The organism is Algiphilus sp., from assembly GCF_023145115.1.
GTDB lineage: Bacteria > Pseudomonadota > Gammaproteobacteria > Nevskiales > Nevskiaceae > Algiphilus.
Map to the genome: position 1 here is coordinate 1 of NZ_JAGLEJ010000011.1, position 25,975 is coordinate 25,975.

At 69.7% G+C, this 25,975-nt stretch carries 24 protein-coding genes and 1 other RNA gene; 12 read left to right on the forward strand and 13 right to left on the reverse strand.

The genetic code is table 11. From position 1 onward, the window contains the following. Positions 1 to 55, reverse strand: a 55-nt coding sequence (locus tag KAH28_RS17430) for a leucine zipper domain-containing protein (protein ID WP_366918118.1), incomplete at its 3' end; no start/stop codon positions are given. Between the two features lie 191 nt (positions 56 to 246). Here KAH28_RS17430 and maiA point away from each other — a divergent pair. From maiA to KAH28_RS03535, 3 genes are all read left to right on the forward strand, one after another. Continuing rightward, complete coding sequence (gene maiA / locus KAH28_RS03525) at positions 247 to 903, forward strand: maleylacetoacetate isomerase (protein WP_290574431.1); 657 nt, start codon at positions 247 to 249, stop codon at positions 901 to 903. A gap of 90 nt (positions 904 to 993) precedes the next feature. Next, complete coding sequence (locus KAH28_RS03530; RefSeq protein WP_290574432.1) at positions 994 to 5,802, forward strand: NAD-glutamate dehydrogenase; 4,809 nt, start codon at positions 994 to 996, stop codon at positions 5,800 to 5,802. Positions 5,803 to 5,910: 108 nt separating this feature from the next. Further along, positions 5,911 to 7,776, forward strand: a complete 1,866-nt coding sequence (locus KAH28_RS03535) for a hypothetical protein (protein WP_290574433.1) — start codon at positions 5,911 to 5,913, stop codon at positions 7,774 to 7,776. A 63-nt stretch (positions 7,777 to 7,839) separates the two neighbouring features. Here the strand turns inward: KAH28_RS03535 and KAH28_RS03540 are convergent, their stop codons facing one another. The 5 genes from KAH28_RS03540 to KAH28_RS03560 form a co-directional block, all read right to left on the reverse strand. Next, entirely contained in the window at positions 7,840 to 8,469 is a 630-nt protein-coding gene (locus KAH28_RS03540; protein ID WP_290574434.1) for a hypothetical protein, read from the reverse strand. A gap of 35 nt (positions 8,470 to 8,504) precedes the next feature. After that, the gene (locus KAH28_RS03545) at positions 8,505 to 9,572 is read right to left on the reverse strand and encodes an OmpA family protein (RefSeq protein WP_290574435.1); all 1,068 of its coding nucleotides are present in this window, start codon (positions 9,570 to 9,572) and stop codon (positions 8,505 to 8,507) included. Between the two features lie 155 nt (positions 9,573 to 9,727). Beyond that, positions 9,728 to 10,828 carry a cell division protein ZapE gene (gene zapE, locus KAH28_RS03550; protein ID WP_290574436.1) on the reverse strand — a complete coding sequence of 367 codons (1,101 nt, stop codon included), beginning with the start codon at positions 10,826 to 10,828 and terminating at the stop codon, positions 9,728 to 9,730. Continuing rightward, on the reverse strand, positions 10,825 to 12,123 hold the full coding sequence (locus KAH28_RS03555; RefSeq protein ID WP_290574437.1) for a D-arabinono-1,4-lactone oxidase: 1,299 nt from the start codon (positions 12,121 to 12,123) through the stop codon (positions 10,825 to 10,827). Before KAH28_RS03555 ends, zapE begins: the two co-directional genes overlap by 4 nt. Continuing rightward, on the reverse strand, positions 12,120 to 12,863 hold the full coding sequence (locus KAH28_RS03560) for a lysophospholipid acyltransferase family protein (protein WP_290574438.1): 744 nt from the start codon (positions 12,861 to 12,863) through the stop codon (positions 12,120 to 12,122). The genes KAH28_RS03555 and KAH28_RS03560 overlap by 4 nt, the downstream gene beginning before the upstream one ends. Positions 12,864 to 12,936: 73 nt before the next feature. Here KAH28_RS03560 and xerD point away from each other — a divergent pair, with 73 nt between their 5' ends. Next, entirely contained in the window at positions 12,937 to 13,854 is a 918-nt protein-coding gene (gene xerD, locus KAH28_RS03565; RefSeq protein WP_290574439.1) for a site-specific tyrosine recombinase XerD, read from the forward strand. Between the two features lie 58 nt (positions 13,855 to 13,912). Beyond that, entirely contained in the window at positions 13,913 to 14,809 is an 897-nt protein-coding gene (locus KAH28_RS03570) for a DsbC family protein (RefSeq protein WP_290574440.1), read from the forward strand. 93 nt (positions 14,810 to 14,902) lie between these two features. Here KAH28_RS03570 and fdxA read toward each other — a convergent pair whose 3' ends face one another. Next, positions 14,903 to 15,226, reverse strand: a complete 324-nt coding sequence (gene fdxA, locus KAH28_RS03575; RefSeq protein WP_290574441.1) for a ferredoxin FdxA — start codon at positions 15,224 to 15,226, stop codon at positions 14,903 to 14,905. Between the two features lie 65 nt (positions 15,227 to 15,291). Then, complete coding sequence (locus tag KAH28_RS03580; RefSeq protein ID WP_290574442.1) at positions 15,292 to 15,870, reverse strand: NUDIX hydrolase; 579 nt, start codon at positions 15,868 to 15,870, stop codon at positions 15,292 to 15,294. 269 nt (positions 15,871 to 16,139) lie between these two features. On the opposite strand from KAH28_RS03580, the gene KAH28_RS03585 reads away from it, so the two are divergent. Further along, positions 16,140 to 16,706, forward strand: coding sequence for a hypothetical protein (locus KAH28_RS03585; protein ID WP_290574443.1), 567 nt, complete (start codon positions 16,140 to 16,142; stop codon positions 16,704 to 16,706). A gap of 85 nt (positions 16,707 to 16,791) precedes the next feature. Here the strand turns inward: KAH28_RS03585 and KAH28_RS03590 are convergent, their stop codons facing one another. Beyond that, complete coding sequence (locus tag KAH28_RS03590) at positions 16,792 to 17,604, reverse strand: PaaX family transcriptional regulator C-terminal domain-containing protein (RefSeq protein WP_290574444.1); 813 nt, start codon at positions 17,602 to 17,604, stop codon at positions 16,792 to 16,794. Positions 17,605 to 17,621: 17 nt separating this feature from the next. Further along, complete coding sequence (locus tag KAH28_RS03595) at positions 17,622 to 19,304, reverse strand: acyl-CoA dehydrogenase family protein (RefSeq protein WP_290574445.1); 1,683 nt, start codon at positions 19,302 to 19,304, stop codon at positions 17,622 to 17,624. A 101-nt stretch (positions 19,305 to 19,405) separates the two neighbouring features. Here KAH28_RS03595 and KAH28_RS03600 point away from each other — a divergent pair, with 101 nt between their 5' ends. The 3 genes from KAH28_RS03600 to KAH28_RS03610 all read left to right on the forward strand — a co-directional run bounded on the left by KAH28_RS03600 (position 19,406) and on the right by KAH28_RS03610 (position 22,237). After that, entirely contained in the window at positions 19,406 to 20,194 is a 789-nt protein-coding gene (locus KAH28_RS03600; protein WP_290574446.1) for a crotonase/enoyl-CoA hydratase family protein, read from the forward strand. Between the two features lie 15 nt (positions 20,195 to 20,209). Beyond that, positions 20,210 to 21,124, forward strand: a complete 915-nt coding sequence (locus tag KAH28_RS03605) for a crotonase/enoyl-CoA hydratase family protein (protein ID WP_290574447.1) — start codon at positions 20,210 to 20,212, stop codon at positions 21,122 to 21,124. A gap of 159 nt (positions 21,125 to 21,283) precedes the next feature. Further along, positions 21,284 to 22,237: an NmrA family NAD(P)-binding protein gene (locus KAH28_RS03610; protein WP_290574448.1), complete on the forward strand. Its 954-nt coding sequence runs from the start codon at positions 21,284 to 21,286 to the stop codon at positions 22,235 to 22,237. A gap of 88 nt (positions 22,238 to 22,325) precedes the next feature. Here the strand turns inward: KAH28_RS03610 and ssrA are convergent. Together ssrA and smpB are read right to left on the reverse strand one after the other, a co-directional pair. Continuing rightward, positions 22,326 to 22,692: a transfer-messenger RNA gene (gene ssrA, locus KAH28_RS03615) on the reverse strand. A 49-nt stretch (positions 22,693 to 22,741) separates the two neighbouring features. Beyond that, the gene (smpB, locus tag KAH28_RS03620) at positions 22,742 to 23,218 is read right to left on the reverse strand and encodes an SsrA-binding protein SmpB (protein ID WP_290574449.1); all 477 of its coding nucleotides are present in this window, start codon (positions 23,216 to 23,218) and stop codon (positions 22,742 to 22,744) included. A gap of 80 nt (positions 23,219 to 23,298) precedes the next feature. Here smpB and KAH28_RS03625 point away from each other — a divergent pair, with 80 nt between their 5' ends. Further along, positions 23,299 to 24,711 (forward strand): sodium-dependent transporter, encoded by a 1,413-nt coding sequence (locus KAH28_RS03625; protein ID WP_290574450.1) that lies wholly within the window; start codon positions 23,299 to 23,301, stop codon positions 24,709 to 24,711. Next, positions 24,708 to 25,016, forward strand: coding sequence for an RnfH family protein (locus tag KAH28_RS03630; protein ID WP_290574451.1), 309 nt, complete (start codon positions 24,708 to 24,710; stop codon positions 25,014 to 25,016). The genes KAH28_RS03625 and KAH28_RS03630 overlap by 4 nt, the downstream gene beginning before the upstream one ends. Positions 25,017 to 25,043: 27 nt before the next feature. Here KAH28_RS03630 and KAH28_RS03635 read toward each other — a convergent pair whose 3' ends face one another. After that, the gene (locus KAH28_RS03635; RefSeq protein ID WP_290574452.1) at positions 25,044 to 25,487 is read right to left on the reverse strand and encodes an outer membrane protein assembly factor BamE; all 444 of its coding nucleotides are present in this window, start codon (positions 25,485 to 25,487) and stop codon (positions 25,044 to 25,046) included. Between the two features lie 59 nt (positions 25,488 to 25,546). On the opposite strand from KAH28_RS03635, the gene fur reads away from it, so the two are divergent. Further along, complete coding sequence (gene fur / locus KAH28_RS03640) at positions 25,547 to 25,957, forward strand: ferric iron uptake transcriptional regulator (RefSeq protein ID WP_290574453.1); 411 nt, start codon at positions 25,547 to 25,549, stop codon at positions 25,955 to 25,957. Positions 25,958 to 25,975: the final 18 nt, after the last annotated feature.

Consider the following 25,975-nt stretch of genomic DNA (forward strand, 5'->3'; position numbering starts at 1 on the left):
GAACCAAAAGGGCTCGACCATAGGGTGTCAATCGGGCATGTTGGTGGCTGTTCATCCGGGGCCTCCCTCAAGTGGATTGGGTCGCACCTGAAGCTTCGGGGAGATCACCCCGGATGAACAACCTATTGAGAAATCACAGCTAGGTGCGGCCGACCATGCCGGTGCGGGGTCGCCGGCGCGTCGGCGCTACCATGACGCACCCGGCGCGATGCCGCGCCCCGCATCCCGAACCCGCGTCACGGTCCCATGCTCCAGCTCTACACCTACTACCGCAGCATCTCGACGCACCGCGTGCGCATCGCGCTCAACCACAAGGGCGTCAACTACACCTCGCGCTACATCGACCAGGATGCCGGTCAGCACCAGGACGAGAAGTATCTGCGGCTGAACCCGCAGGGACTGGTGCCGGCGCTGGTGCTCGAGGACGAGACCGTGGTCACGCAGTCCTTCGCGATCCTCGAGTATCTCGAGGAACGCTATCCGGACCGCCCGCTGCTGCCGGCGGATCCGCAGAAGCGGGCGCAGGTGCGCAGTCTCGCGCAGACCATCGTTGCCGACTTCACGCCGCTCATCATCATGCGCGTCTTCCGGTACATGCGCGATGCCATGGAGCTGAGCCTGGAACAGCGCAGGGGCTGGTACGAGCACTGGTCGCACACCGGTTTCGCGGCGGTGGAATCGGTCCTGGAGCGCGACCAGAGCGATACCCCGTATTGCTACGGCGAAAGCCCGACGCTGGCGGATGTCTGCCTGATCCCGCAGGTCTACAACGCGCTCAGCAACGGCATCGACCTGTCCGCATACAAGCGCGTGCGCACGGTGTATCGCAGCTGCAGCGCGCTGGCCGCGTTCCAGGCCGCCGCGCCCACCGCCCAGTCCGACGCGCTGCGCCAGTCACTCTGATCGGACGCGCATGACCCGAGCCTGTAACCGGCTCCGATCACGATGCGCTAGTCTCGTGGCACAACGAGCGGGACAGGAAGGGAGACGCGCATGCCCGGTGATCAGCAGCATCACGATCTGCTCATAGCCAGTATCGAGCAGGCCATCGGCCGGCAGTCCGACAGCGGCACGCTGGCCGGATTCGCGGGTGCCTACTTCGCGACGCCGTCGTACCAGATCCTGTCGCGACGCGAGCCCGCGGCGCTCGCCGAGGTCGCGCGATCGCAGCATGCGCTGGCGGCCACGCGCGCACCCGGCGAGATCCGGGTGCAGGTGGTGCCTGCAGCCTCCGGTGATCCGGGCGCACTCGCCCGGCTGGAGACGGTCTGCGAGGACATGCCCTTCATCGTCGACAGCCTGGGCATCGCGGTACGCGATGCCGGCAGCTCGGTGGACTGGTCGGTGCACCCGGTGCTGTACGTGCGCCGGGATGCCGAAGGGCGCCTGCAGGACGCCGCACCCGACGCCGGCTCGGGCGGAATCTGCGAGTCCTTCGTCTGCATGGAGATCGCACCGCTGGCCGACGACGCGGCCTACGAGGCACTGCGCGTGCAGGCCGAGCAGACACTGCGCGACATCGCGCTGGCGGTGGCGGATTTCGACGCCATGCGCGAACGTGCCGCCGAGCTCGGCAGCGCGCTGACGCCGCCGATTCGCGACCTGCCCGACGAATGGGTGCACGAGGCGCGCGACTTCGCGCTGTGGCTGCGCGAGCATCACTTCACCTTCCTCGGCTACGCCTTCGCGCCCGCCCGCTACGACGGCGATCAGGTCTCGGTCGGCAACGATCCGGAGCGCAGTCTCGGCCTGCTGCGGCCGGACGCCCGCTTCGGCGATACCGGGCAGATCCTGGCGCCCGCGGAGGAGCTCAACCGCTATGCCGGCTCGCCGCGGCTGGTGGTCGTCACCAAGGCGCAGGCGCGTTCGCACATCCATCATCCGCTGACGCTGGACGCCATCTCCATCAAGCAGATGGATGCCGACGGCAGGCTGATCGGCACGCATCGCTTCCTCGGGCTGTTCTCCAGCGATGTCTACGTCGACCGGCCGCAGAACATCCCGGTGATCCGGCAGAAGGTCGACGAAGTACTGCGGCGCTCGCGACTGGCGCCGGATTCGCATTCGGGCAAGAAGCTGCGCGACATCCTGCATCAGCTGCCGCGTGACGAGCTCTTCCAGTCGTCGGAGCAGGAGCTGCACACGCTGTGCTCCGGCGTGCGCGCGCTGCGCGAGCGACATCGCCTGCGTCTCTTTCTGCGGCGCGATCGCTACGGCCGCTTCTATTCGGCGCTGGTCTACGTGCCGCGCGAGCGCTATTCGCCCGAGATGCGCGACCGCATCTGCGAGGAGCTGCGCGCTGCGCTCGACGGGCACAGTGTCGAGCGCGCGGTCGAGTTCCCGCGCGGCGAGATGCTGGCGCGCATCCACGCCAACGTGCAGGTGCACGGCCGCCGCGAGCGCGAGGTCGACGTCGCGGCGCTGGAGCGGCAGCTGGTCGCCGCCACCCGCACCTGGCCCGAGCAGCTTCGCGAGGCGCTGGGCACCGGCAGCGGGGTGGCGCTGGCGTTCGCGGACGGCTTCGATGCCGGCTATCAGCAGGAGAACGCCCCGCTCGACGCCGCCGTCGACATCCACTACCTGCAGCAGCTCGACGCCGACGTGCCCATCCTGCCGCGGCTGGTGACCGACGACGAGGCCGTGGGGCCGGCCTGCCCCACCGAGATGCGCCTGTACGCGCGCGGCGAATCGATGGCGCTGTCCGATGTGCTGCCGACGCTGGAGAACTTCGGCCTGCGCGTCATGCGCCAGTCCCCGCACGCGGTGCGGCCGGCCGGGCAGGACAGGACTCTGTGGGTGCAGGTGTTCGAGGTGCGCTTCGCCGGTGACTGCGCGCTGGAGCCGGTCACGCAGAAGCGCTACTTCGAGGATGCGCTGCTGCGCTGCCTGCGCGGCGAGACCGAGGACGATGGCCTGCACAGCCTCGTGCTCGGTGCCGGTCTGGATGCGCGGCGCATCGTGCTGCTGCGCACATTGACGCGCTACCTGCTGCAGACCGGGCTGCCCTACGGGCGCGACATGCTCGAGCGGCTGCTCGCCGAGCACGCTGCCATCGCGCGCGATCTGGTGGCGCTGTTCGAGGCGCGCTTCGATCCCGACGCCGACGATGATCGCGAGGCCGCCGCGCAGGCGGCGCGCGAGCGCATCGAACCCGCTCTGGAGGCGGTGACCTCGCTCGACGCCGACCGCGCGCTGCGCGCCTATGTCGGCGTGGTCGAGGCGACCCTGCGCACCAACTACTACCAGCAGGGCGGGGACGGCCGGCCCAAGCCCTGGGTCTCGATCAAGCTCGACCCGCGTCGCATGCCGGAGCTGCCCGAGCCGCGTCCGGTCTACGAGGCCTTCGTCTACGCCCCCGAGGTCGAGGGCGTCCATCTGCGCGGTGGTCCGGTGGCGCGCGGCGGTCTGCGCTGGTCCGACCGGCCGGCAGACTTCCGCACCGAGGTGCTGGGCCTGATGAAGGCGCAGATGGTGAAGAACGCCATCATCGTGCCGGTCGGCGCCAAGGGCGGCTTCGTGGTGAAGCGTCGCGACTTTCCGGACCGCGAGGCCTTCGCCGCCGCCGGCAAGGCCTGCTACCAGACCTTCATCCGCGGGCTCCTCGACATCACCGACAACCGCGACGGCGACACCATCGTGCCGCCGCCGCGCGTGGTGCGCGCCGACGGCGACGATCCCTACCTCGTGGTGGCCGCGGACAAGGGCACGGCCACCTTCTCGGACACCGCCAACGCGCTGGCGGCGGAGTACGACTTCTGGCTCGGCGATGCCTTCGCGTCCGGCGGCAGCGCCGGCTACGACCACAAGGTCATGGGCATCACCGCACGCGGTGCGTGGGAATCGGTCAAGCGCCACTTCCGCGAGCTCGGCAAGGACATCCAGTCGGAGCCGTTCACGGTGGTGGGCATCGGCGACATGGCCGGCGACGTCTTCGGCAACGGCATGCTGCTGTCCGAGCGGATCCGGCTGGTCGCCGCCTTCAACCACATGCACATCTTCATCGACCCGGAACCCGACCCGGCGCGGAGCTTCGCCGAGCGCAAGCGTCTCTTCGGGATGGGGCGGTCGACCTGGGAGGATTACGACCGCGACGCGATCAGCGCCGGCGGCGGCATCTGGCGGCGCGATGCCAAGCGCATCGAGCTTCCGCCGGAGGCGCGCGCCGCCCTCGGCATCGAGGCCGAATCGGTGCGGCCCAACGAGCTGCTGCGCGCCATCCTGCTGGCACCCGTGGAGCTGCTCTGGAACGGCGGCATCGGGACCTATGTCAAGGCGCATACCGAGTCGCATCAGGCAGTGGGAGACCGTGCGAATGACGCCATCCGCGTCGACGGCCGCGAGCTGCGCTGCCGGGTGGTGGGCGAGGGCGGCAACCTCGGCTGCACGCAGCTGGGGCGCATCGAGTACGCGCTGGCCGGCTGCGATGGCCGGGGCGGGCGCATCAACACCGACGCCATCGACAATTCCGGCGGCGTGCACTCCTCGGACCGTGAGGTCAACATCAAGATCCCGCTCAATGCCTGCATGGCGGCCGGCACGCTGGAGCGGGATGCGCGCAATGCGCTGCTCGAATCGATGACCGAGGATGTCGCCACGGCGGTGCTGGCCGACAATCACGAGCAGAGCCTGGCGGTGAGCCTGATCAGCGCGCGCGCCGCTGCGCGCCTCGACGAACACGCCCACACCATGCGTGCGCTGGAGCGCGAGTCCGGTCTGGTGCGCGGGGTCGAGTTCCTGCCCGATGACGAGGCGCTCAACGAGCGGCGCACGCGGCGGCAGGGGCTGGCGCGCCCCGAGATCGCGGTGGTGCTGGCCTACGCGAAGAACGCGCTGTTCGACGACCTGGTGGGCTCTGCGGTTCCCGACGATCCCGGTCTGGCGCCGCGTCTGGACGCGTACTTCCCGGCGGCCATGCGCGGCGACTACGCCGATGCCATCGCGGCGCACCGGCTGCGGCGCGAGATCATCGCCACCGATCTGGCCAATCAGGCGGTCAACCGCATGGGCTTCAGCTTCGTGCACCGGCTCGCCGAGGATCAGGGCGCGCAGCGACCGGCCGTGCTGAAGGCATTCGCGCTGGCCTGGCAGCTGATGGGCGCCGAGCACCTGGTGGCGGCGGCCGATGCGCTCGACGGCAGCCTGGCCGCCGACGTCCAGCTGGGGCTCTACGAGCGGCTGGCAGGGCTGGTGAAGCACGTCACCATCTGGGCGCTGGCCGAACACCTGCCCGAGCAGTCGATCACAGACAGCATGGCGCGCCTCGGCGAACCTCTGGCGCGCGTCGCCGCGCTCATTCCCGACGGGCTTCCGCCCAGCTATCGCGAGGACTGGGAGCACGCGGTGGCGCGCTGGACGGAGAAGGGCGTGCCCGAGGCCACCGCGCGGCGCTTCGCGGACACGCTGGTGCTGGGCAGCGCGCCGGACATCGTCGAGACGGCCGCCGCGACCGGTACCAGTCCGGAGGTCGCCGCCGCGGTCTACTTCGCGGTCGGCGAGCGCCTGCACGTGCTCTGGCTGCTGTCGTCGATCGTGGGATTGCAGGTGTCGGGCCGCTATCAGGCCCTGGCGCGCGCCAATCTGCGCGAGGACACCTATCGGCTGCATCGACGGGTCGCCGAGCGCGTGCTCGACGAGACCGAGGGGGACGACGGCGGGGCCCGCGTGGCGCAGTGGCTGGAGCGTCAGGGGGCGGCCGCCGAGGGCGTCATCGCGCGCATCGAGGCGCTGCAGACGCACACGCCACACGACTTCATGTCGCTCACCGTGGGCGTGCGCGCGCTCCGTCAGGTGCGAGCGCTGTAGGCGGGCGCCGACACGCGCTGTCGGGGCCGGGCGCGAAGCTGCCGGCGGCGGCACAAAGGGGCGGCCCGGCACCGTATAGTGCGGCCGGTGCGAAGTGGAGAGGCGGCAATGACGATCCGGCGTTGGCGGTGGGCGGCGACAGGGCCGCTGGTGGCGGTGGCGTTGCTCGCGAGCGCGGGGCCGGTGGGCGCGGCACCCGAGGATGGTGCGATCGCGGCGCTCAAGGAGGATGCCGTCGCGCTCGAACTGGGCATGCGCGCCACCGAGTCGACCCGGCGCGAGGCGGGGCGGCGGCGGCTCGATGTCTACGTCGTCGTCGATGACCCGCGCTTCCAGCTCCGCTCGCTGACCGCGGAGGTCGTCGGGCAGACCGAGGCGTCGCACGACTACGGGGCGGTGCAGTCGCGCGCGCTGGCGGCGGGCGGGGCGCATCGCGTGCTCCGCGCGACGCTGCCGCCCGGGCGCTATCAGCTCGAGGCGCGCTTTGCCGGCGGCTTTCCGGGTGGATCGGGGCGCTCGTCGCCGACCGGCTCGCTCAGGACCGAGGTGACGGTCGCGGAGCACGATCTGCAGATCAGTCTGCCGCTGCGCCGGTCATCCGGCGGCGATCGCGACGGCGCGCGCGCCGCCGATGTGCGGGTCGACGCGGCGCGCTACCTGATCGGCGTATCGCGCTACTACGAGGCGCTGGCGCTGCTCGCCGAGCTGGGCGCGGCGCCCGGCGCCGAGACGCCGGACGACGAGCGCGGCTGGCTGCTGGCGGAGGCCCTGATCGGCTTCGGCATGCGCGCGCGAGCGCTGGAAGCGCTCGATGCGCTCGACGGGCAGGACCAGCCCGAGCGCCGCGCTCGCCTGCTGCTGAAGCTCGCCACCGTCGATCACCGGCGCGGCGCGGCCGGCGATGCCCTGGCACTGCTCGACCGCATCGGCGGTGCGGGCACTGCCGAGCAGCGCGCCCGGGCGCTGGCGCTGCGCACCCTCATTCTGCTGGAGCGCGGCGACAACGCCGCTGCGGCGCGTCTGCTGGCCGAGCCCGAGGGGCTCGCGCCGGCGACCCGGCTCAATCGCGCCATCGCCCTGCAGCGCACCGGGAACGCGGCGGCGGCCGAAGGCGCACTGCGGCAGCTGATCGCCGGTGATGGCACCGGGGCCACGCAGGCTGCGCTGCGCGATCGCGCCCGCCTGTACCTCACCACCCGCCAGCTCGAGCGCGGCGAGGCGGCAGCGGCGGTCGAGCTGCTGGCGGCCGACGCCGAGAGCGCGCTCTATGACACGCGCATCCGCCTGGCGCGCGGCTGGGCCGCCTTCGCCCCGGCCGACGCATCCGGCGCCGCGGCGCGCACGGTACTGGGCGGCGTCGAACGCGCGCTGAGGGACTGGCGACCGCTGCGCGAGCGCTCCATCGCCGACGGCAGCGTCCAGGAAGCCTACGTCGCGATTCCCTTCGCCTACCAGCGTGCCGGCCGACTGGACGATGCGCTCAAGGGCTACCGCCGCGCGGCGCAGGTTCTCGAGCAGGTGGACGCGGGTCTCCGCGGCAGCGACAAGGCGGTGCGCAGCGGCCAGATGGTCGAGACCATGCTGCGCGCCGACGCCGATCTTTCCGGAGGCGCCGACTGGGAACTGCGGCACCTGGTGGACGTGCCCGAGGCCAACTGGGTGGTGGGCTACCTGTCGACGCACGCCTATCAGGAGGCCTTCCGCCGTCTGCGCGAGCTGCGCCTGATCGTCGGGCGCATGGCCGCACATGCCGATGCGCTGGAGTCGGTGCCGGGCGGCACGGCGGCATCACTGCGTTCGCGCGCCCGGGCGCTGGGTGCGCGCGCCGAAGCGCTGGCGGCGGAGCAGGCCGGACACGTCGAGGGCCTGCTGCTGGACGAGATCGGCCGCAGGCGCGAGCAGGTCCGGGCGCGGCTGGCCGAGGTCCGGCTGGCAATGGCGCAGATCTACGATCGCGACGACGGGGCGCGCTGAGCGCGGCGGAACGCGGCGCGGCGCAGCCGTTCGGCGCCGGCGCGCGTCAATCGGGTCGCCGGATCAGCCTTCCTCGAGAACGAAGTTCGCGCAGGCGCCGCCGACATCCAGCTGCAGGTTGGCGCCGACCAGCGAGAACAGGGTGAGCTGCAGCGCATCGAAGGGGGTCTGCGTGTCCTCGACGAGGAGCGCATAGGCGCCGTCCGTCGAGCCACCCAGTCCCAGATCGACCAGGCTGAGCAGGTCGAGATCGAGCAGCGACACCGCGACATTCTCCTCCTGGACCTCGCCGCCGAGCAGGGTCGAGACCGACAGCACCTGCGCGAGGTTGGCGCCGAGCAGGGAGGTCTGCGGGCTGTTGAGCACGAAGCCCGGTGATGCCGGCGCCGGCTGGGTCGCGCCGGGCGCCGTTCCCACCGTCACCGAGAGCGAGCCGCCCAGCAGTGCCAGCGGAACGCTGACCGTGCCGGAGGTGGCCGCATCGTCGTCGATGATCGCGTCGGCATTCTGGACGTCGCAGCCGATGCAGTTGATGCTCGAGTCGACGGCGACGGTGGCGCCGTTCTCGGCGGTCAGGGGGTCGACGCAACGGAGGATGCCTTCCGGTGGGACGTCGCCGCCGCCACCGCCGGTGTTCGCGTTGCAGCCCAGCAGGCCGGTCGCCGCTAGGGCCGGGATGAGGATTCGATTCACACGCCGCATGGGTCGGGTCTCCAGACTGATCCGCTTCAGTTGAGAACGCGCATCTCGACGCGCCGGTTGCGTTCGCGGTTCGCCTCGCTGGTGTTCGGCAGCTGCGGTTCGGACTCGCCGTAGCCGGTGGCGTCCAGACGTGCACCATCGACGCCCTGCGATTCCAGGTAGTCGACCACCGACTGCGCACGGCGCTGCGAGAGCGACTCGTTGTACTCGGCGGAACCCAGATCACAGGTGTGACCGGCGATCTCGACCTCCATCTCCGGGTAGCGCTTGAGGATGTCGACGACGTAGGACAGCACGGTCTCGGCGTCGGGCCGCAGGCGCTCCGAGTCGAGTTCGAAGGTCACGCCGCGGAGCTCCATGATGTCGTCGAAGGGACAGCCGTCGCCATCGACGCGGGTGTCGGGCGGGGTGCCCGGACAGAGGTCGCGTTCGTTGATGACGCCGTCGCCGTCGGAATCCTGCAGGCCGCTCGGCACCTTGACGACCTCGATCTTGGTCTCGGGTGCCTCGAAGCTAACCTCGGCCGGGCGCAGCAGCGGAATCTCGATGCCGGCCATGAAGCGGATGTCGTCGAAGCCGTCGCCGAAGAAGTCGTGCACGTAGCGCGCTTCGGCGCGCACCCGCAGCTGACCGATCTCGGTGAACGGCGGCGATACCAGGCCGACCGCGGCGTTGGCGAAGAAATCGACACTGTCCTCGGACGATGGCACGACGTCGTTGTAGGCGCCGCCGCCGCCGATCAGCGCGAACGGGCTCCAGCCGCGGCGGTCGCCGAGGTTGTAGACCGCATCGACGCCCACCAGATAGCGGTAGAGGTCCGATGCCAGGTCGTTGCCGGTCTCGAAACCGTCACCCGAGATCTGCACCTCGAAGCCGAACTGGTTGTCGAACACGCGGCCGAAGTAAACGCCGGCTGCCGAGCCCGCGTCGGCGTCGGGGGCACGCCCGTCATCGGCCAGCACGTAGCCCGCCATGCCGCCCAGATAGTAGTCCTCCCACTCCTGCGCCTGCGCCGTGCCGATCATCAGCATGGCGGGTGCGAGCCAGATGGCGTGCAGTGGAAATGCTCGAATCGATCGCTGCACAGGACGCATGGTCCCCCCCTCCCAATCGTTAGCCGGACGTCGTCGCGGTCGGCTCCCGGAGGCCAGTGGCTCCGGCGCCGCAATCGCATCCCTTCCGCGCGAGGGAGAGTATCGGCCGACCCGAACCGCCTGTCACCCTGCCGGCTCCGGGATGCGGAGATTTCCTACAACGGCTGGTGCGGCCGGCCGAGGTAGTCGCGCGACTGCATCTCGGTGAGACGCGAGCGCGTGCGCTGGAATTCGAAGGTCAGACGCTTGCCGGCGTAGAGCTCGTCGAGCGGCACGTCGGCGGCGATCACCAGCTTCACGTTCCGGTCGTAGAACTCGTCCACCAGATGCACGAAACGGCGCGCGCTCTCGTCGAGCTCGGCGTCCATGCGCGGGACCTCGCTGAGCAGGATGGTCTGGTATTCGCGCGCCAGTGCGATGTAGTCCGATGCCGCGCGTGCGGTGCGGCACAGCTCGGCAAAGCTGAACCAGGCGACGTCGTCGACTGCGCCCAGCGCCTCGATCGGGCGTCCATTGATCTGCAGCGTGACCCGCCCCTGGGTCCGCGCCGGTGCGAGCTCATCGAATTCCTCGGACAGCGACTGCAGGGCCGCCTCGTCGCAGGGGTGCACGTAGAGCGGCAGGCGCTCCAGGGTCCGCAGCCGGAAATCGGTGGGGCTTGCCAGTTCCATGACCCGGCAGTGCGTCTTGATGCGGTCGATTGCCGGCAGGAAGCGGGCGCGCTGCAAGCCGTCGCGGTAGAGATCGTCCGGCGCCACGTTACTGGTGGCAACCAGGGTGACGCCCTCGCGGAAGAGCACTTCGGTGAGGCGGCCGAGGATCATGGCGTCGGCGATGTCGGACACGAAGAACTCGTCGAAGCACAGCACGCGCGTGGTGCGGGCCAGCTCCTCCGCGATCAGCGCCACCGGATCCTGCTCGTCCAGATAGCGGCGGCGCTCGGCGTGCACGCCGAGCATGAAGCGATGGAAGTGAGTGCGCCGCTTCTCCTCGAAGGGGAGACTCGCATAGAAGTCGTCCATCAGCAGGGTCTTGCCGCGCCCGACGCCGCCCCACAGATACAGGCCGGTGACCGCCGGCCATCCGCTGCGGCGACGACGAAGCAGACCGCCGCGGCTGCCGCTGCCCGGGCGCGCGACCAGCTCGGCGTGGACCGCCTCGAGGGCCTCCACCGCGCGTGCCTGTGCGTCGTCCGCCTGCAGGCGGCCGGCTCCCAGCGCTTCGCGATAGCGCGTTTGCGGGCTGTCGCCGCTCACCACGCCTCGCCCAGCCCGAAGACACCGGCCAGGTAGTCATTGAGGAAGAGCCCGCGCGGATCGAGGCCTTCGCGCAGCTCCGCGAACTCCGTCCAGCGCGGGTAGAGCTCGGCAAGGTCGTCGGCGTGGTGCTCGTGCGGCATGCTCCACAGCGGCCGCGCACCGGCGCGCTCGAAGACCTCGCCGGCCGCTTCGGCGTAGTCGCGCGCGTCGTGCGTGGCGGTCAGGTGCACGAAGGCGGTTTCGGCACCGAAGGCGGGTGACAGCGCTGCGTCGTCGGCGCAGGCATAGCGCACCCGGACCACCACGCGATAGCGCCGGTCCAGGGCGCGCAGCACGCCACCGAGCGCATGCAGCGTGTCGCCGAGCTGCGCGATGGGCAGCGCGTAGCCGAGGCTGCCCAGATCGGAATCGGCGAACAGCTGCCAGGCGAACGCCGAGTCGACGCTGTCCGGCACGCGCGCACGCTCCGGGATCAGGCGCCAGGGCACCCGCTGACGCGCGCTGGGCAGTGCGTCGCCGATGCGGTAGGCGGCGCTGCGCACGCGCGCCGTGCCGTGCCGCAGCGCTTTCGGGCGCTGCGCCATGATGCGACGCGGGCGCCGGTCGATGGTGCGCACGCGGATGTCGTCGCCGTGTGCGCTCCAGTACCACTCGACGTAGTCGTGTGCGCGCATGGCATCGACGCGACGCAGCGCCGCGGCGAGCGAGCCGCGCGTCATGCGCGAGCGCAGGTGCGTGGCCGGTACGCAGCGCAGGCCGACATGGGTGAGCACGCCGAGCGTGCCGAGGCTGATGCGGGCGAGCGCCAGGCGTGGATCGCTGCTGCCGATGCTGAACAGCGACCCGTCCGCGCCCACCATGCGGAGTCCCACCACCGGCGACGGGTGGCGGCTGTCGCCGGTACCGATGCCGTAGCTGCCGATCGATACCGCGCCACCGACGCTCTCGTTGCCGGGCCACCCCAGCGTGGGCAGTGACATGCCGTAGCTGGCGAGCCCGCGCGCCATGTGCGCCAGGCGCGTGCCCGACCGTACCCAGGCAATGCCGTGCACCGCGTCGACTTCTTCAATGCCGGTGAAGCGCGAGAGCTGCAGGAGGCCGTCATCGCAGCGGCACATCGGTGCGCGTGTATGGCCGCGGCCGGCCACCCGGATATGGCTGCCGGTCTCGGCGGCGTAGGCCACCTCGCGCTGGATCTGCTCGAGTACCGCGGGCGTGGCGATGAAGCGCGGCGTGTGCTCGTCGCTGCCGCGCCGGGACATGCGCCGGCGGACCAGGGTCAGGGCGCTCATGCGGCGGGCTCCAGGCTCGCGGGAGCGGGGTCGGTCTCGCCCAGGTTGGCCTGCATGCTGGCGCGGACCTGCTCCGCGAGCGCCTCGGGGGCGTTCCCGGAGACGTAGTGGGGCGCGAGGATGTCGATGCGGATGCGCGACCAGCGCGGCCAGCGCTGACCCTCACCGAGAAAGGTGCGCGAACCGTGGATGACGACCGGCACGACCGTGGTGCCGGTGCGCGCCGCCAGCAGGAAAGCTCCCTGCTTGAAGGGCAGCAGGCCCGGATCGCGCCGGAAGGTGCCTTCGGGGAAGATGCCCAGGCTGTCACCGGCACGCATGCGCTTGAGCAGCGCGCGCGTCTGGCGTGCGCTCATCTGGACTTCCGTGCGGGCGATGAACACCACGCCGAGGCGGTCGAGCACGCGCCCGATCAGCGGCCACTCGGCCGCGTCGTCCTTGACGACATAGCTGATGTGATCCCCCAGCGCGGCGGTGAGCAGCAGCCCGTCGAGATAACTGGCGTGATTGGCGACCACCATGACCGGCCGCTCTGCGGGCAGGGTGCCGCGCACGCGGATGGGGGCGCCGCAGCACCACATGGCGGTGCGGATGAGCGTCCCGGCAACCCGCCGCCGCCGGTTGAGGTCGGGGAGCGTGAGCACGAGCGCGCTGAGCACGCCGAAGATCAGCACGCCGAACACGAGCGCGCAGTGCGCCGTGAACAGCCCGCCCGCGGTTCGCTGTCCGAGCGCCTTCATCACGTTTCTGCGGCTGGGGTCGGGTCGATCATGGCGCGTAACATTACACAATGACGTTCGAGCATTTCCGCGCATGAACGGATCCGGGTGCGAATCGGCCGCCGACAGGCGCCTGATCGACGACTTCGTCGAGGCGCTCTGGCTGGAGGACGGCCTTGCGGAGCCCTCGCGGAAGGCCTATGCCACCGATCTGCGCGCGGCGGCGCACTGGCTCGCCTCCTCCGGCAGTGCGCTCGGCGACGCGGATGGGGCGGCACTGCGTGCGTATCTTGCGGCGCGCGGTGCCGCCGGTGGCTTCGGCCCGCGTTCGCAGGCACGCGCGCAGAGCGCCCTGCGCCGCTTCTACGGATGGCTGGTGCGCAGCGGGCGGCGGAGCGACGATCCGGCCGCACGCCTGCGCGGCCCGCGCCTGCCGCATGCGCTGCCGGGTACCATCAGCGCATCGCAGGTGGACGCCCTGCTGGCCGCTCCGGACCCCGATACGGCCATCGGTCTGCGCGACCGCGCCTGGCTGGAGCTGATGTACGCGACCGGGCTGCGCGTCAGCGAATGCGTGACGCTGCCCGTGCACGCCTATTCCGCCCAGCAGGGGCTGATCCAGGTGATCGGCAAGGGGCGGCGCGAGCGCCTGGTTCCGGTGGGCGACGAGGCCGCCCATTGGCTGGCGCGCTATCTGCGGCACGGTCGGCCGGCGCTCGCCGGGGCGCGGCCCAGCGAGACACTGCTGCTGTCGCAGCGCGGCGCCGCCATGAGCCGGCAGAACGCGTGGCATCGCATCCGGCGCTACGCGGTGGCGGCGGGCATCCCGGGGAAGCTGTCGCCGCACACGCTGCGCCACGCCTTCGCGACCCACCTGCTCGACCACGGCGCCGATCTGCGCGCAGTGCAAATGCTGCTCGGGCACAGTAACCTCAACACGACTCAGATCTACACCCATGTCGCGCGTGCCCGCCTCAAGGCGTTGCACGAACAGCACCATCCGCGCGGTTGAACCTCTGCGACCGCCGGTCGTCGAAGGGTGCACGCCGCGCATCGCTCCGGAACCCAACATGCATCCCGTTCTCAGCCCCCTTCTGCTCGTCATCGGCCTCTTCGTTACCGCGTGCGGTGCATCGGAACCCGATCGAACCGTCTCCGACGCGGCCGCATCCGATGAGGCGGCCGAGAGCGCGTCGACCCCCGCAGCGGATGCCGAAGCCGCGCAGGTGGAAGAACCCGAGGCGTCGGACGACGCCGGGACGGGCGCAACCGCGGGCGGGACCGGAGAGGCGACCGACGCCGAGCTGTCGGCGCTGCGCGACAAGCTCGCCAAGCGCGTCCCCAATCTGGACGGAAGCGAGATTCGCGCGACGCCGCTCGACGGCATCTACGAGATCTCGCGCGGCATGGCGGTGGGCTACGTGACCGCCGATGGTCGCTACCTCCTGGAAGGCGACCTCATCGATCTGGCCACCGGTCGCCAGATCACCGAGGAGCGTCGGCGCGAGGCGCGCAAGGTGGTGCTGGAGGAGGCTGCCGAGCGTTCGATCACCTTCGGTGGCGACGAGGCCGACCACCTCGTGACGGTGTTCACCGATATCGATTGCGGCTACTGCCGCAAGCTTCACAGCGAGCTGGACGACTACACGGATCGCGGTATCGGCATCCGCTATCTGCTCTATCCGCGCAGCGGCAAGGATTCCGACGCCTACCGCAAGGCGGTGGCGACCTGGTGCAGCGACGACCGCAAGGAAGCCCTGACGCGCGCCAAGCAGGGGCAGGATCCGGGCACGAAGAGCTGCGACAATCCGGTGGATCAGCACCTGCTGGCCGGGCGCAAGCTCGGCCTGCGCGGCACCCCGATGATGGTGCTGCCCAGTGGCGAACTGATCCAGGGCTACGTACCCGCCGAGCGCCTCATCTCGCGGCTGGAGAGTACGCCCGAGCAGGAGCCGCTGGAGAACTGACGGCCACTGCCAGGTCCGCGGCACCGTGTCAGGGTGCCGCGGCGCGTGCGATGGTCGGAGCGGAGGCGGGCTGCTGCTGCCGCGGGGCGTGCGCTAGCGCTCGAGGTGTTCCAGCTTGTCGGGCTTGTTGGCCCAGTCGTCGGCGTCCGCCGGCGGATCCTTCTGCTCGGTGATCACCGGCCACTCCTTGGCCAGGGCCGCATTGAGCTCCTGGAAGTGCGCCTGATCCTCGGGCAGGTCGTCCTCGGCGTAGATCGCGTTCACCGGGCATTCGGGCTCGCAGAGGGTGCAGTCGATGCACTCCTCCGGGTCGATGACCAGGAAGTTCGGCCCCTCGTGAAAGCAGTCCACCGGGCAGACTTCCACGCAGTCGGTGTATTTGCACTTGATGCAGTTTTCGGTGACGACGAAGGTCATGTGCCAGTACCGCGAGCTCGTGTGTGAACGTGGGAAGTATACCTGTGTGGATCACTTCCCCCCGGTTAGTCACCGCTGTCGTGGCTGCGTTCCCGCTCGCGCAGCTCGCGCGGGCGCCGGGTGATGTCGAGGGTGTGGATGCCGCGGGTGCCCGCCTCGCGGTCCGCCATCCAGAAGCGCAGGCTGTGCCAGATGGTGGGGAAGGCGAGCTCGTCCCAGGGGATGTCTTCCGGGGCCACGAGGCACGTCTCCGAGCTTTCCGGCGTCGGGTGATGGCGCGGCCCGCGCATGCGGGCGCGGTAGCTGAGATAGACCTGCGCGATGTACGGCACGTTGATGATGGCGCACAGATCCTCGATCTCGACATCGGCGCCGGATTCCTCCAGCGTCTCGCGCGCTGCGCCCTCGGCGGTGGTCTCGCCCATCTCGAGGAAGCCGGCGGGGAAGGTCCAGAACCCGTGACGCGGTTCGATGTCCCGCCGGCACAGCAGCAGCCGGCCCTCGTACTCGCAGATGGCGCCGACGATGACGCGCGGGTTGCGGTAGTGGATGGCGCCGCACTGCTTGCACACCGAGCGGGGCAGGTGATCTCCCTCCGGGATCTCCACGACGAGCTCGGAGGCACATTCGGAGCAGTACTTCATGCCGGCGGGGCCGGCGCGGGGCAGTGACGCATGGTCGGTTCCGGAACGCGAATCGGTCTGGTGCGTGAGCGCATCCGGTCATTCTCCCGCAATCGCCGGGGACGTGAGCGCCGCGTGTTCCGGCTGTCGCTCTTCCGGTCCGCGACCGCGTGCGGTCGAAGGACAGGCTGGACAGGCGCGGGCGCTATCGGGGATGATCCGCACAGCCACGCGCGTCGGGTCCTCGACGATCCGGCGCGAGATTCGAAATCAAGGGAGTGGGGGAGCCCATGAAGAAAGTCGTCGCATGTCTCGTTGCCTGCGCCTGTGCCGCACCGTCGGTGGCGCTGGCCGAGGAGAGCAGCCTCAAGTTCACGGTGGCTGCCGACTACGCCAACAACAACGTGTCCTTCTCGGACAGCGATCCCGCGCTGACCAATCAGGACTACAAGAGCGACATGGTCAACCTGAAGCTCGGCCTTCGGCCGGAAAGCTTCACCGGCCGCGCCTCCTTCCTGACCTTCGAGGCCCACGTCGGCATGGGGCTTCGGGACGACGAGGAGCCCGGCGATATCGAGACCGACATGTACTACGGCGGATTCATCGTGCCGCATGCCGTGGTCTTCGATCTCTTCGAGCTGTCGTTCCCGGTGGGGTACTCGCGCATCGAGCTCACCAAGGGCGGTGTCGACACCACGCACAACAGCGTGTCCTTCGGCGGCAACGTCATGCTGCCGCTGCGGCTCATCTTCCCGAACGGTCCGGATATCCGCCTGAGCGCCGGTGGTCAGGTGTACCACCAGAGCAGCGAGCTGCGCGTGTACGGCTACAACGCGGGTCTGCGCTGGGACTTCTAGGCGGCACGCGGATCACGCGATATCCGACACCCCGGGCGCGTGCCGCGCCCGGGGTGTCGTCGTTCCGGGGATGCGTGCCGGCCGGTCAGGCCGCGGCGGTCTGGGCGGTGTCGAACCCGCGAACAAACAGCTGCTGCCAGATCGCCTGGCCCACCTGATCGAAATGCCGTGCGGTCACGAGCAGCTGTTGCCGCGCTTCGGTGTCGACCATCGGTTCGGGCAGCAGGGGGTCGAAGACCAGTCGTCTGATGGCGTCACCGCCGAGCAGGAAGGACTCCCGTGCGGCGGTCTCCAGTTCGAGACGGTGCCGGCGCTCGAGCCAGTTGGTCAGCCGCGCGTGCGTGTCCCGATAGCCCGCGTTGAGGGCTTCTCGGTCCCACAGGCCTTCAATGCGGTCGAGATCCGCCGCGGCGAAGTCGCGCGCCAGGAATATCTGGGCGCTGCCGTCCAGGCCGAGCGTGCGCAGGCGGCGACGGACGGCTTCGGTATCGGTCTCGATGTTGTCGGGCCGCAGATGCAGGCCGCGCGAGAGCTTGCGGAAGCCGAGCATGTCGAGCGCCCGCCGGCGCCGGCGCAGCGCCGCCCGGTCGCTGCGACCGAGCGCGGCGGTATGCACGCAGACGTACTCGCCGCTCCACGGGCGCAGTCTCGCGTCCAGTCGTCGCCAGCCGGCGATCTCGGTCGCGACCTCGTGCGCGGACGGGCTCAGGCGGTAGCTGCCGCGTTCGGCCGATTCGATCATGCCGTTGGCAGCCAGCCGTGTGAGTGTCACGCGGGCGTTGCTCTCGCCGATGCCGAAGAGCGCGCAGGCGCCCACGGCGTTGCGCGCGGCGACCGGTTGCGGGTCGACCGCGAGCAGGAGGTCGAGCAGAAGCTTCTTGGCGGTGGGGCCCTGCATGGAACGCGACTGTCGCCTCAGTCGGTGAGCGGATTGCCGCGGTCGATGATGCCGGCCACGTCGATGCCGCGCGGCAGGCATCCGTAGTTGTGCTCGCCGCGCGGATCGAGGCGCGACGCGATGAAGGCATCGGCGACATTGTGATTGCCCGCGCGCACCAGGAGCGCTGCCTGCATGCACAGGCTCATCCGTTCGGTGAGCGCCCGCGCCCGGTAGTCCATGGCGTCGCGATCGGCGAGCTCGCTCTTGAGACGGTCCACGGCGGTGTCGAGCACGGTGTGCGCGCCACGCGCCTGTTCGAGCTCGTCCATCCAGACCGCGACGGCGTCCGGCGACTTGACCATCGCGCGCAGCAGGTCGAGCGCCTGCACGTTGCCGGAGCCCTCCCAGATCGCGTTGATGGGCGCGTCGCGGTAGAGCCGCGCCATGATGAAGTCGTCCATCACCCCGTTGCCGCCGATGCACTCCATGGCTTCGTAGGCGTGATTGGGGTTGCGCTTGCAGACCCAGTACTTGCCGGTGGGGAGACCCAGGCGCAGCAGGAGCTTCTCGCGCTCCTCGTCCTGGTGATCCAGCGCGCGCCCCATGCGCATGGTGAGCGCGAGCGCACCTTCGACCTCGAGCTGCAGGTCGGCCAGCACGTTGGCCATCGCCGGCTGGTCGATGAGCCGCTTGCCGAAGGCCGTGCGATGGGCGCAATGGTGGATGGCCTGGGCGGTGGCCTGACGCATGCTGGCGGTGGAACCCACCATGCAGTCGTAGCGCGTCATCGCCACCATCTCGATGATGGTGGGGACGCCGCGGCCTTCCTCGCCCAGCATCCAGCCGAAGGCGCCGCGCAGTTCGATCTCCGACGATGCATTCGATACATTGCCGGCCTTGTTCTTGAGGCGCTGCACCTGCAGGGCGTTCCGCGTGCCGTCCGGCCGCCAGCGCGGCACCAGAAAGCAGGAGAGCCCGCCCTCGCTCTGCGCGAGCATGAGGAAGCCATCGCACATCGGGGCCGAGGTGAACCACTTGTGGCCAACCAGCTCGTAGCCCGCGCCGGCACCGGTGTCGCCGCCCACCGGCCAGGCACGGGTGGTGTTGGCGCGCACATCCGACCCGCCCTGCTTCTCGGTCATGCCCATGCCGATGGTCAGGGCGCGCTTCTCGGTGTGCGGGATGTCGCGCGGGTCGTAGTCGGCGTTCAGGATGCCCGGCAGCCAGTGCTCGGCAACGGAAGGGGTAGTGCGGATGGCCGGGACGCAGGCGAAGGTCATGGTCACCGGGCAGTGATGGCCGGCGTCCATCTGGTAGTGCATGTACTGCAGCGCCGAGCGCACGACGTGCGCGCCCGGCCTGGGGTCCGCCCACGGCGCGCTGTGGATGCCGGCGCGCAGCGAATGGGCCATCAGGCGGTGATAGTCCTCGTGATAGAGCACCTGATCGATGCGGTGGCCCTGGCGGTCGAAGGCGTGCAGCTCCGGCTTGTATGCGTTGGCGCGGTAGCCCCACGCGATGACTTCCTCGCTGCCGGTGCGGGCGCCGTCCGCGCGCAGCGCATCGAGCCCCCATTCGCCGCCCTCGCGCCGGACGGCCTCGACCAGTGCGGTATCGCCCTGGAACACGTTGTAGTCCTGCAGGGGCGGCGTCTGGTTGCTGACCTCGTGGGTGGCGGCGAGGACGTCGGGCTGCAGTGCGGTCTGGGGCTTGTTCATGGCTGCGGGTTCGTGCGTGGACCTGCACTTAAATTACATAGTAATACACAACACGTCAATCAATGTAATATTCTGCGTATTCAGTCCCGCTTGGAGCCGTCATGCCTGAAGCCGAGACCGTCCGCGTGGCGCGCGAAGCGCCCGTGTTCATCGTCACCATCGATGCGCCGGAGCGCCGCAATGCCGTCGATGGTCCCACTGCCGCCGCCCTTGCCTCGGCCTTCCGGGCCTTCGAGGCCGACGATGCGCTGCATGTGGCGATCCTCACCGGGGCCGGCGGCAACTTCTGCGCGGGCGCCGATCTCAAGGCCTTCGCGGAGGGCGGGGGGCGCGGCAGCCGCGTCGCCGCCGACGGTGACGGACCGATGGGGCCGAGTCGCATGTCCCTTTCCAAGCCCGTGATCGCGGCGGTATCGGGCTATTGCGTGGCCGGTGGCCTCGAGCTGGCCTGCTGGTGCGACATGCGCGTCGCCGACGAGACCGCCGTGTTCGGCGTGTTCTGCCGACGGTTCGGGGTGCCGCTGATCGACGGCGGGACCGTGCGCCTGCCGCGGCTCGTGGGCATGAGCCATGCCATGGACATGATCCTGACCGGGCGGGCGGTCGCGGCCGACGAGGCCGCGGCGATGGGGCTGGCCAACCGCGTCGTCCCCGCGGGCGGAGCGCTGGATGCCGCGCGCTCGCTCGCCGGGCAGATCGCGGCATTCCCGCAGCAGTGCATGCGCGGCGACCGGCGGAGCGCCTACGCGCAGTGGGGGCTGTCGGAGGGCGAGGCCATGGCCTACGAGTTCGCGCAGGGCAAGGCGACCTTCGCCTCCGGCGAGACCCTGTCGGGCGCCGGGCGATTCTCCGCGGGCGCGGGCCGGCACGGCGACTTCGGCGAGCACTGACCGGGAGCGGCGGATATGGATGCACTCAGCACGATGACCTACCGGCGCGATGGCCGCATCGCGCGCATCACCCTCGACCGTCCCGAGCGCGGAAACGGGATCACCATGGACATGCCGCGCGAGCTGGCCACCTGCGTCGAGCGCGCCAACCTCGATCGCGGCGTGCACGTCATCGCGCTGTCCGGCAGCGGCAGCGGATTCTGCGGCGGCTACGACCTGGTGGATTCGGCCGAGCAGGTGCGCATCGGCGAGGCCGGTGACGCGCGTCCCGCGGGCTCCGTACTCGACCCCGACGTGCAGATGCGCAATCACGAACCCGGGGCGGCGTGGGATCCGACCGTCGATCACGCCATGATGAGTCGCAACGTGAAGGGCTTCATGAGCCTCTTCCACAGCGAGAAGCCGGTGGTGTGCAAGGTGCACGGCTTCTGCGTCGCGGGCGGCACCGACATGGCGCTGTGCTCGGATCTCCTGGTGATCGCGGATGACGCCAAGATCGGCTACCCGCCGGCGCGCGTATGGGGCGCGCCCACGACCGCGATGTGGTTTCACCGCCTCGGACTGGAGAAGGCGAAGCGCCTGCTGTTCACCGGTGACTGCCTGTCGGGCAGGGAGGCGGTCGAGTGGGGGCTGGCCATCGAGTCGGCGCCGGCCGACGCGCTCGACGAGCGCTTCGAGAACCTGCTGGGGCGCATCGCGCGCATGCCGGTGAATCAGCTGGTCATGATGAAGATGCTGCTCAATCAATCGGTGATGCAGCAGGGGCTGCACACCACCCAGATGCTGGGCACCTTCTTCGACGGTGTTACCCGCCATACGCCGGAGGGATACGCCTTCCAGCAGCGCGCGGCCGAGGCCGGATTCAAGCAGGCGGTGCGCGAACGCGACGAGCCCTTCGGCGACTTCGGGATGTCCACGCACAAGGGCTGAGCGCGCCGCGGGTAGGTCGCGCGGGTAGTGAAAGGCGGGGGCGGCTGTGCTACATCAAGCGCAGCGCGGTGGCCAGTGGTCATCGCGGAATGTCCCGGCGTCGCGCGAGTCGGCGCGGGACGACACAACGATTCCACGTGCGATTCCAGGGAGACCGCCATGACGAAGACCGTCACCGTGTTCGCTGCATCCGGCACCGCCGGCCAGGCCTGTGTCAACGCCTTCATCGACCATCCGGACTTCGAAGTCCAGGTGCTCAAGCGCAAGCCCGGCCAGCAGGAGAAGTCCTCTTCCGGGATCCTGCTCGAGAAGGATGCCAAGCAGCGGATCCTCGATGACTGGGCCGGCCGGGGCGTGAAGGTGCTGGAGGCCGACGTCACCGATCATGCCGATCTCATCCCGGCGCTCACGGGGACCGACTATCTCGTCTCCTGCGTGCCGATCTTCGCGACCGAATCGCAGTACCCGCTGATCCACGCGGCCGCCGAGGCGGGGGTGGAGCGCTTCGTGCCATCCGAGTTCGGCTACATCTACGAATGGGAGCAGTTCTGGCCGTCGCCGCACGCGCATCGTTCCATGGCGCGACAGAAGGCGTTCATCCGGCGGGTGATCCAGCTCGCCGGCCTCGACTACACCATCATTCCGGCCGGTCTCTGGCCCGAGTACTACATGGTCGAGCCGGTGCTGGTTCACGGCGACGGCAACCGCAAGGTCTCCTGGTCGTGCGGCAGGGATGTCGGGCGCATCATTCCGCACGTGCTGGCGCACCCGGCGTCGCGCAACGCTGTGTGCCCGGTCGCGGCCACTGCCTACCTGACCTGGAACGAACTGCTCGCCGAGCGCGAGAAGCATCTCGGCCGACCGGTGGAGCGGACCTACATGAACGCCGCCCAGTGGCGCGAAGCGCACGACAATGCCGAGCCCGGCTTCATCCGCGACGTCCTGCTGGCCATCGGCCTCGCCGGTGCCGAATGCCCGGAGGGCATGCCGCTGTGGGCCAACTGGAACGCCATGCACCTTCCCGACTTCAAGGGCACGCCGCTGGAGCAGGCATTCGCCGAGATCATCGAGCCGTCCACTGCGCACCTCACCGGGATGTTCGCGGAAGCCTGATCGCGCACCGCACGGTGGCGAAGGTGGAACGAAGAAAGGGCGGCCGAGGCCGCCCTTTCCCGTGCGTGGCGCACGCTGCGCTGCAAACTGGTGGAGGCGGCGGGAATCGAACCCGCGTCCGATGATGCTCCACCCTCGGCTCTACATGCTTAGTCCGGATTCGGGTTTTCGACGCCTGCAGATCTACCGGACGGGAGATGACGCTGGCGCTTAGTCCCGCTTGGGTTTAGCGATGGATTGGCCGGGACGGGCCGTCATCACGAGCCGGTTGTAGTCGACGCCCCGTTTCCACCAGAACCGGCGCCAGTGGATGGGGCGCTCACCGGGTTTTAGGCGGCGAGGGCGTAGTTGTCGTCGTTCGCAACTAAGCTTGGTTGCCACAGGTTTTACGAGGGAGGTGACACCTCGGCATGCACCTCGGGCTTCACGATCACCGTCGAACCCAGATCGCCCCCAGGTGAGAGTTAGATTATCAGACGGCCCGGAAGTTCGCGAAGGTGGCGGTCAGCCGTGCTTGAGGATGCGGGCCTTCTGGCGCTGCCAGTCGCGTTCCTTCACGTCGGCACGCTTGTCGTGCTGCTTCTTGCCCTTGGCCAGCCCGATCTCGAGCTTGGCGCGACCCCGCGTCCAGTGGATGTCGAGCGGCACCAGCGTGTACCCGGCGCGCTCCACCTTGCCGATCAGGCGGGCGAGCTCGCGACTCTGCAGGAGCAGCTTGCGGGTGCGCCGGGCGTCGGGGCGGATGTGCGTCGATGCCGACTGCAGCGGCGTGATGTGGCCGCCGAGCAGATAGGCTTCGCCGTTCCTGATGGTGACGTAGGCCTCGGTGATCTGGGCGCGGCCCTCGCGCAGCGCCTTCACCTCCCAGCCCTCGAGCACGAGCCCGGCCTCGAAGCGATCTTCGATAGAGTATTCGAAACGCGCACGGCGGTTGACCGCGATCTGCCGCGGGGCGGTCTGCTTGGACGAGGATTGGGCCATGCGCGCATTATAAGGAGACCCATGCCGCTGTCTCGTCATCGATCGCGATCCGCTCCCTTCCCGCATCGGGGAGCACACTGATGGTGCCTGCAAGTCCCGGCGGCTACTGGCGCCGCCCGGCCGGGTTCGTGTTCGCGGCCATCGCCGCGCTCGTCGGGGTGGGGGTGGTGCTGCGCCTGCCCATGCTGGCGCAGGCGCATGGCGGTGCCGCCTTCCTCAGCGTCTACCTGTTCTGGATGGTGGCGGTGGCATGGCCGCTGCTGACGGCGGAGACGCTGTTCGGGCGGGTGATGCGGCAGGACCTTCCGGGGGCGCTCTACGACGACGTGCGGACACGCGGCTCGACGCGCGGCTGGCTGCTCATTGCCGGTCTGTTCCTGCTGGTGCCGTTGCTGGTGGTGAGCTACTACTCGGTGATCGCGGGGTGGAATGCCGCGTTCGCGGTGCGCGCCCTGGGCGGTGCCCTGGCCGGTGCTTCCGCCGACGGTCTCAGCACGCCGTTCCTGACGCTGGCCCAGGATGCCGAGCGCTCGATGGCGTGGCAGACGATCTTCGTTGTCGCGAGTTGCGTGCTGGTGGCGCGCGGCATCCGGGTGGGCATCGAACGCGGCGCCGCGCTGCTCCTGCTGGGCGGTGTCGTCCTGCTCTTCCTGCTGGGGATCCTGGTGATCCGCGACGGCGATCCGGCACGGGTCACCGCGCTCTGGACGCGCTGGGACTGGGGAGCGCTGGGCTGGCGGGGCGTGCTGGAGGCGTTGCAGCAGGCGCTGTTCTCGGCCGGGCTGGGGCTGGGCATGATGGCGGCCTACGCGGGCTATCTGCCCGAGCGCGCCCGCCCGGCGCGGCTCACCGCGATGGTGCTGGTGGGCAGTACCGTCTTCGCGCTCATCGCGGGCAGTCTGCTGATGGGCCTGCTGGGCGACATGTCGTCGGCCGGCAACGGACAGATGGCGCTGCTGTTCGTCGCGCCCGTGGAGCTCGCCGTGCGGCTCGACGGCCGACTGACGCCGGGCGCGATCTATCTGCTGATGACCGCCCTGTCGGTGGCGTCGACCGTCGCGCTGCTCGAGCCCCTGGTGCAGTTCGTGATGGCGCGCAAGCGATGCACGCGGGTCTATGCCACGACGGTGATCGGCGTTGCCGTCTGGCTGCTCGGGCTGGTCACCGTGCTCACCTTCGGCAGTACCGTGCTGGGCGAGCTCGGCGGGCGCAGCCTGTTCGGCTGGTTGCAGTCGTTCAGCATCCGCCTCGGCGCGCCGCTGGCACTGCTTCTCATGGTGATCTACGTGGGGCGCGTGTGGTCGCGTGTCGAGCTCGATGCCGCGCTGCACGGGCACAGCGAGCCGCGCGAGGGGCCCGACGCCCGTCCGACGCGGCGGGCGCTTCTGATGCGCTTTATGCTGGTGTACCCGACACGCATCGCCGCGATCCTGGCGCTGGTCTACGGCCTCGGGATCGCGGACTGGTTCATCGCCTTCTGGAGCGACACGTGAGCGGCAATCTTCTGCGGGTGCAGGTGGCCTTCGCCTATGCCGACGAACAACTCGTGCTGTCCGTGGACGTGCCCGGTGGCAGCACGATGCGGGACGCGATCGAGCACTCGGGCATTATCGAGAAGCACCCGGAGATCGATCTCGACACCATGCGCATCGGCGTCTTCGGGAAGCTGCGCGAGCTGGACGCACCGGTGCAGGAGGGGGACCGTGTGGAGATCTACCGACCGCTCAAGGCCGATCCCAAGCAGGCCCGGCGCGAGCGGGCCGCCAGGAGTGCGAAGCGCGACGCGGCGGCCGGATGACGCGGGGTCGCGTCCCCGGGAGCGGGTCTAGGGACCGCGATCCTGGGGGCCGGGGGTGACGATCTCCTCGGGGATGTCGCTGTCGGAATCCGGGACCGGACTCTGGCCGAGCGCCTCGATGTCCTTGCGCACCGACTCCGGCTCGGCGGCTTCCGCGGCCTGCTTGCTGGGCGGGACGATGCCCTCCGCGCTCACCAGCTCGTTGCCGTCGAAACGGAGGGTCACCAGACGCCGGGCGGTGCTGCCGCGCGGGCTGCGGTAGTAGCCCAGGTAGTCCCAGCGATCGTCCGTGAACGGACTCGCGGCCAGCGGCGTGCCGAGCAGGAACTGCACCTGCTCGCGGGTCATGCCGATCTCAACCTGATCGAGTTTGCTCTGCTCGAGGACGTTGCCCTGACGGGTGGGCAGCTTGTAGACGATGTTGCAGCCACCGAGGCCGACGGCAACGATCAAACAGAGGGCGGCGCGCATGGGAAAACCGGGTCGCTTCATAGCTTCATCTTAAGGCAAAAGCCTGCTACCTTGCGCGGATGGAATCGCAAGACCTTCGCAACGCCGGCCTCAAGGTCACGCTCCCGCGCCTGAAGATCCTCCAGATCCTGGAGGGCAGCGAGACGCGGCATCTGTCCGCCGAGGATGTGTACAAGCTGCTGCTCGATTCCGGGGAGGATATCGGGCTGGCCACCGTCTATCGCGTGCTCACGCAGTTCGAGTCGGCGGGACTGGTCGAGCGGCACCATTTCTCCGACGGCCGCGCCGTGTTCGAGCTGGCTCCGGACAAGCACCACGACCACATGGTGTGCGTGAAGACCGGCAAGGTCATCGAGTTCTACAACGCCGAGATCGAGCGCCTCCAGGCCAAGATCGCGGCCGAGCATGGCTACGAGATCGAGGATCACAGCCTGGTGCTGTACGTGCGGCCGGCCAAGGGCGGCGAGTAGGGGGCGGACGCGGCGTAC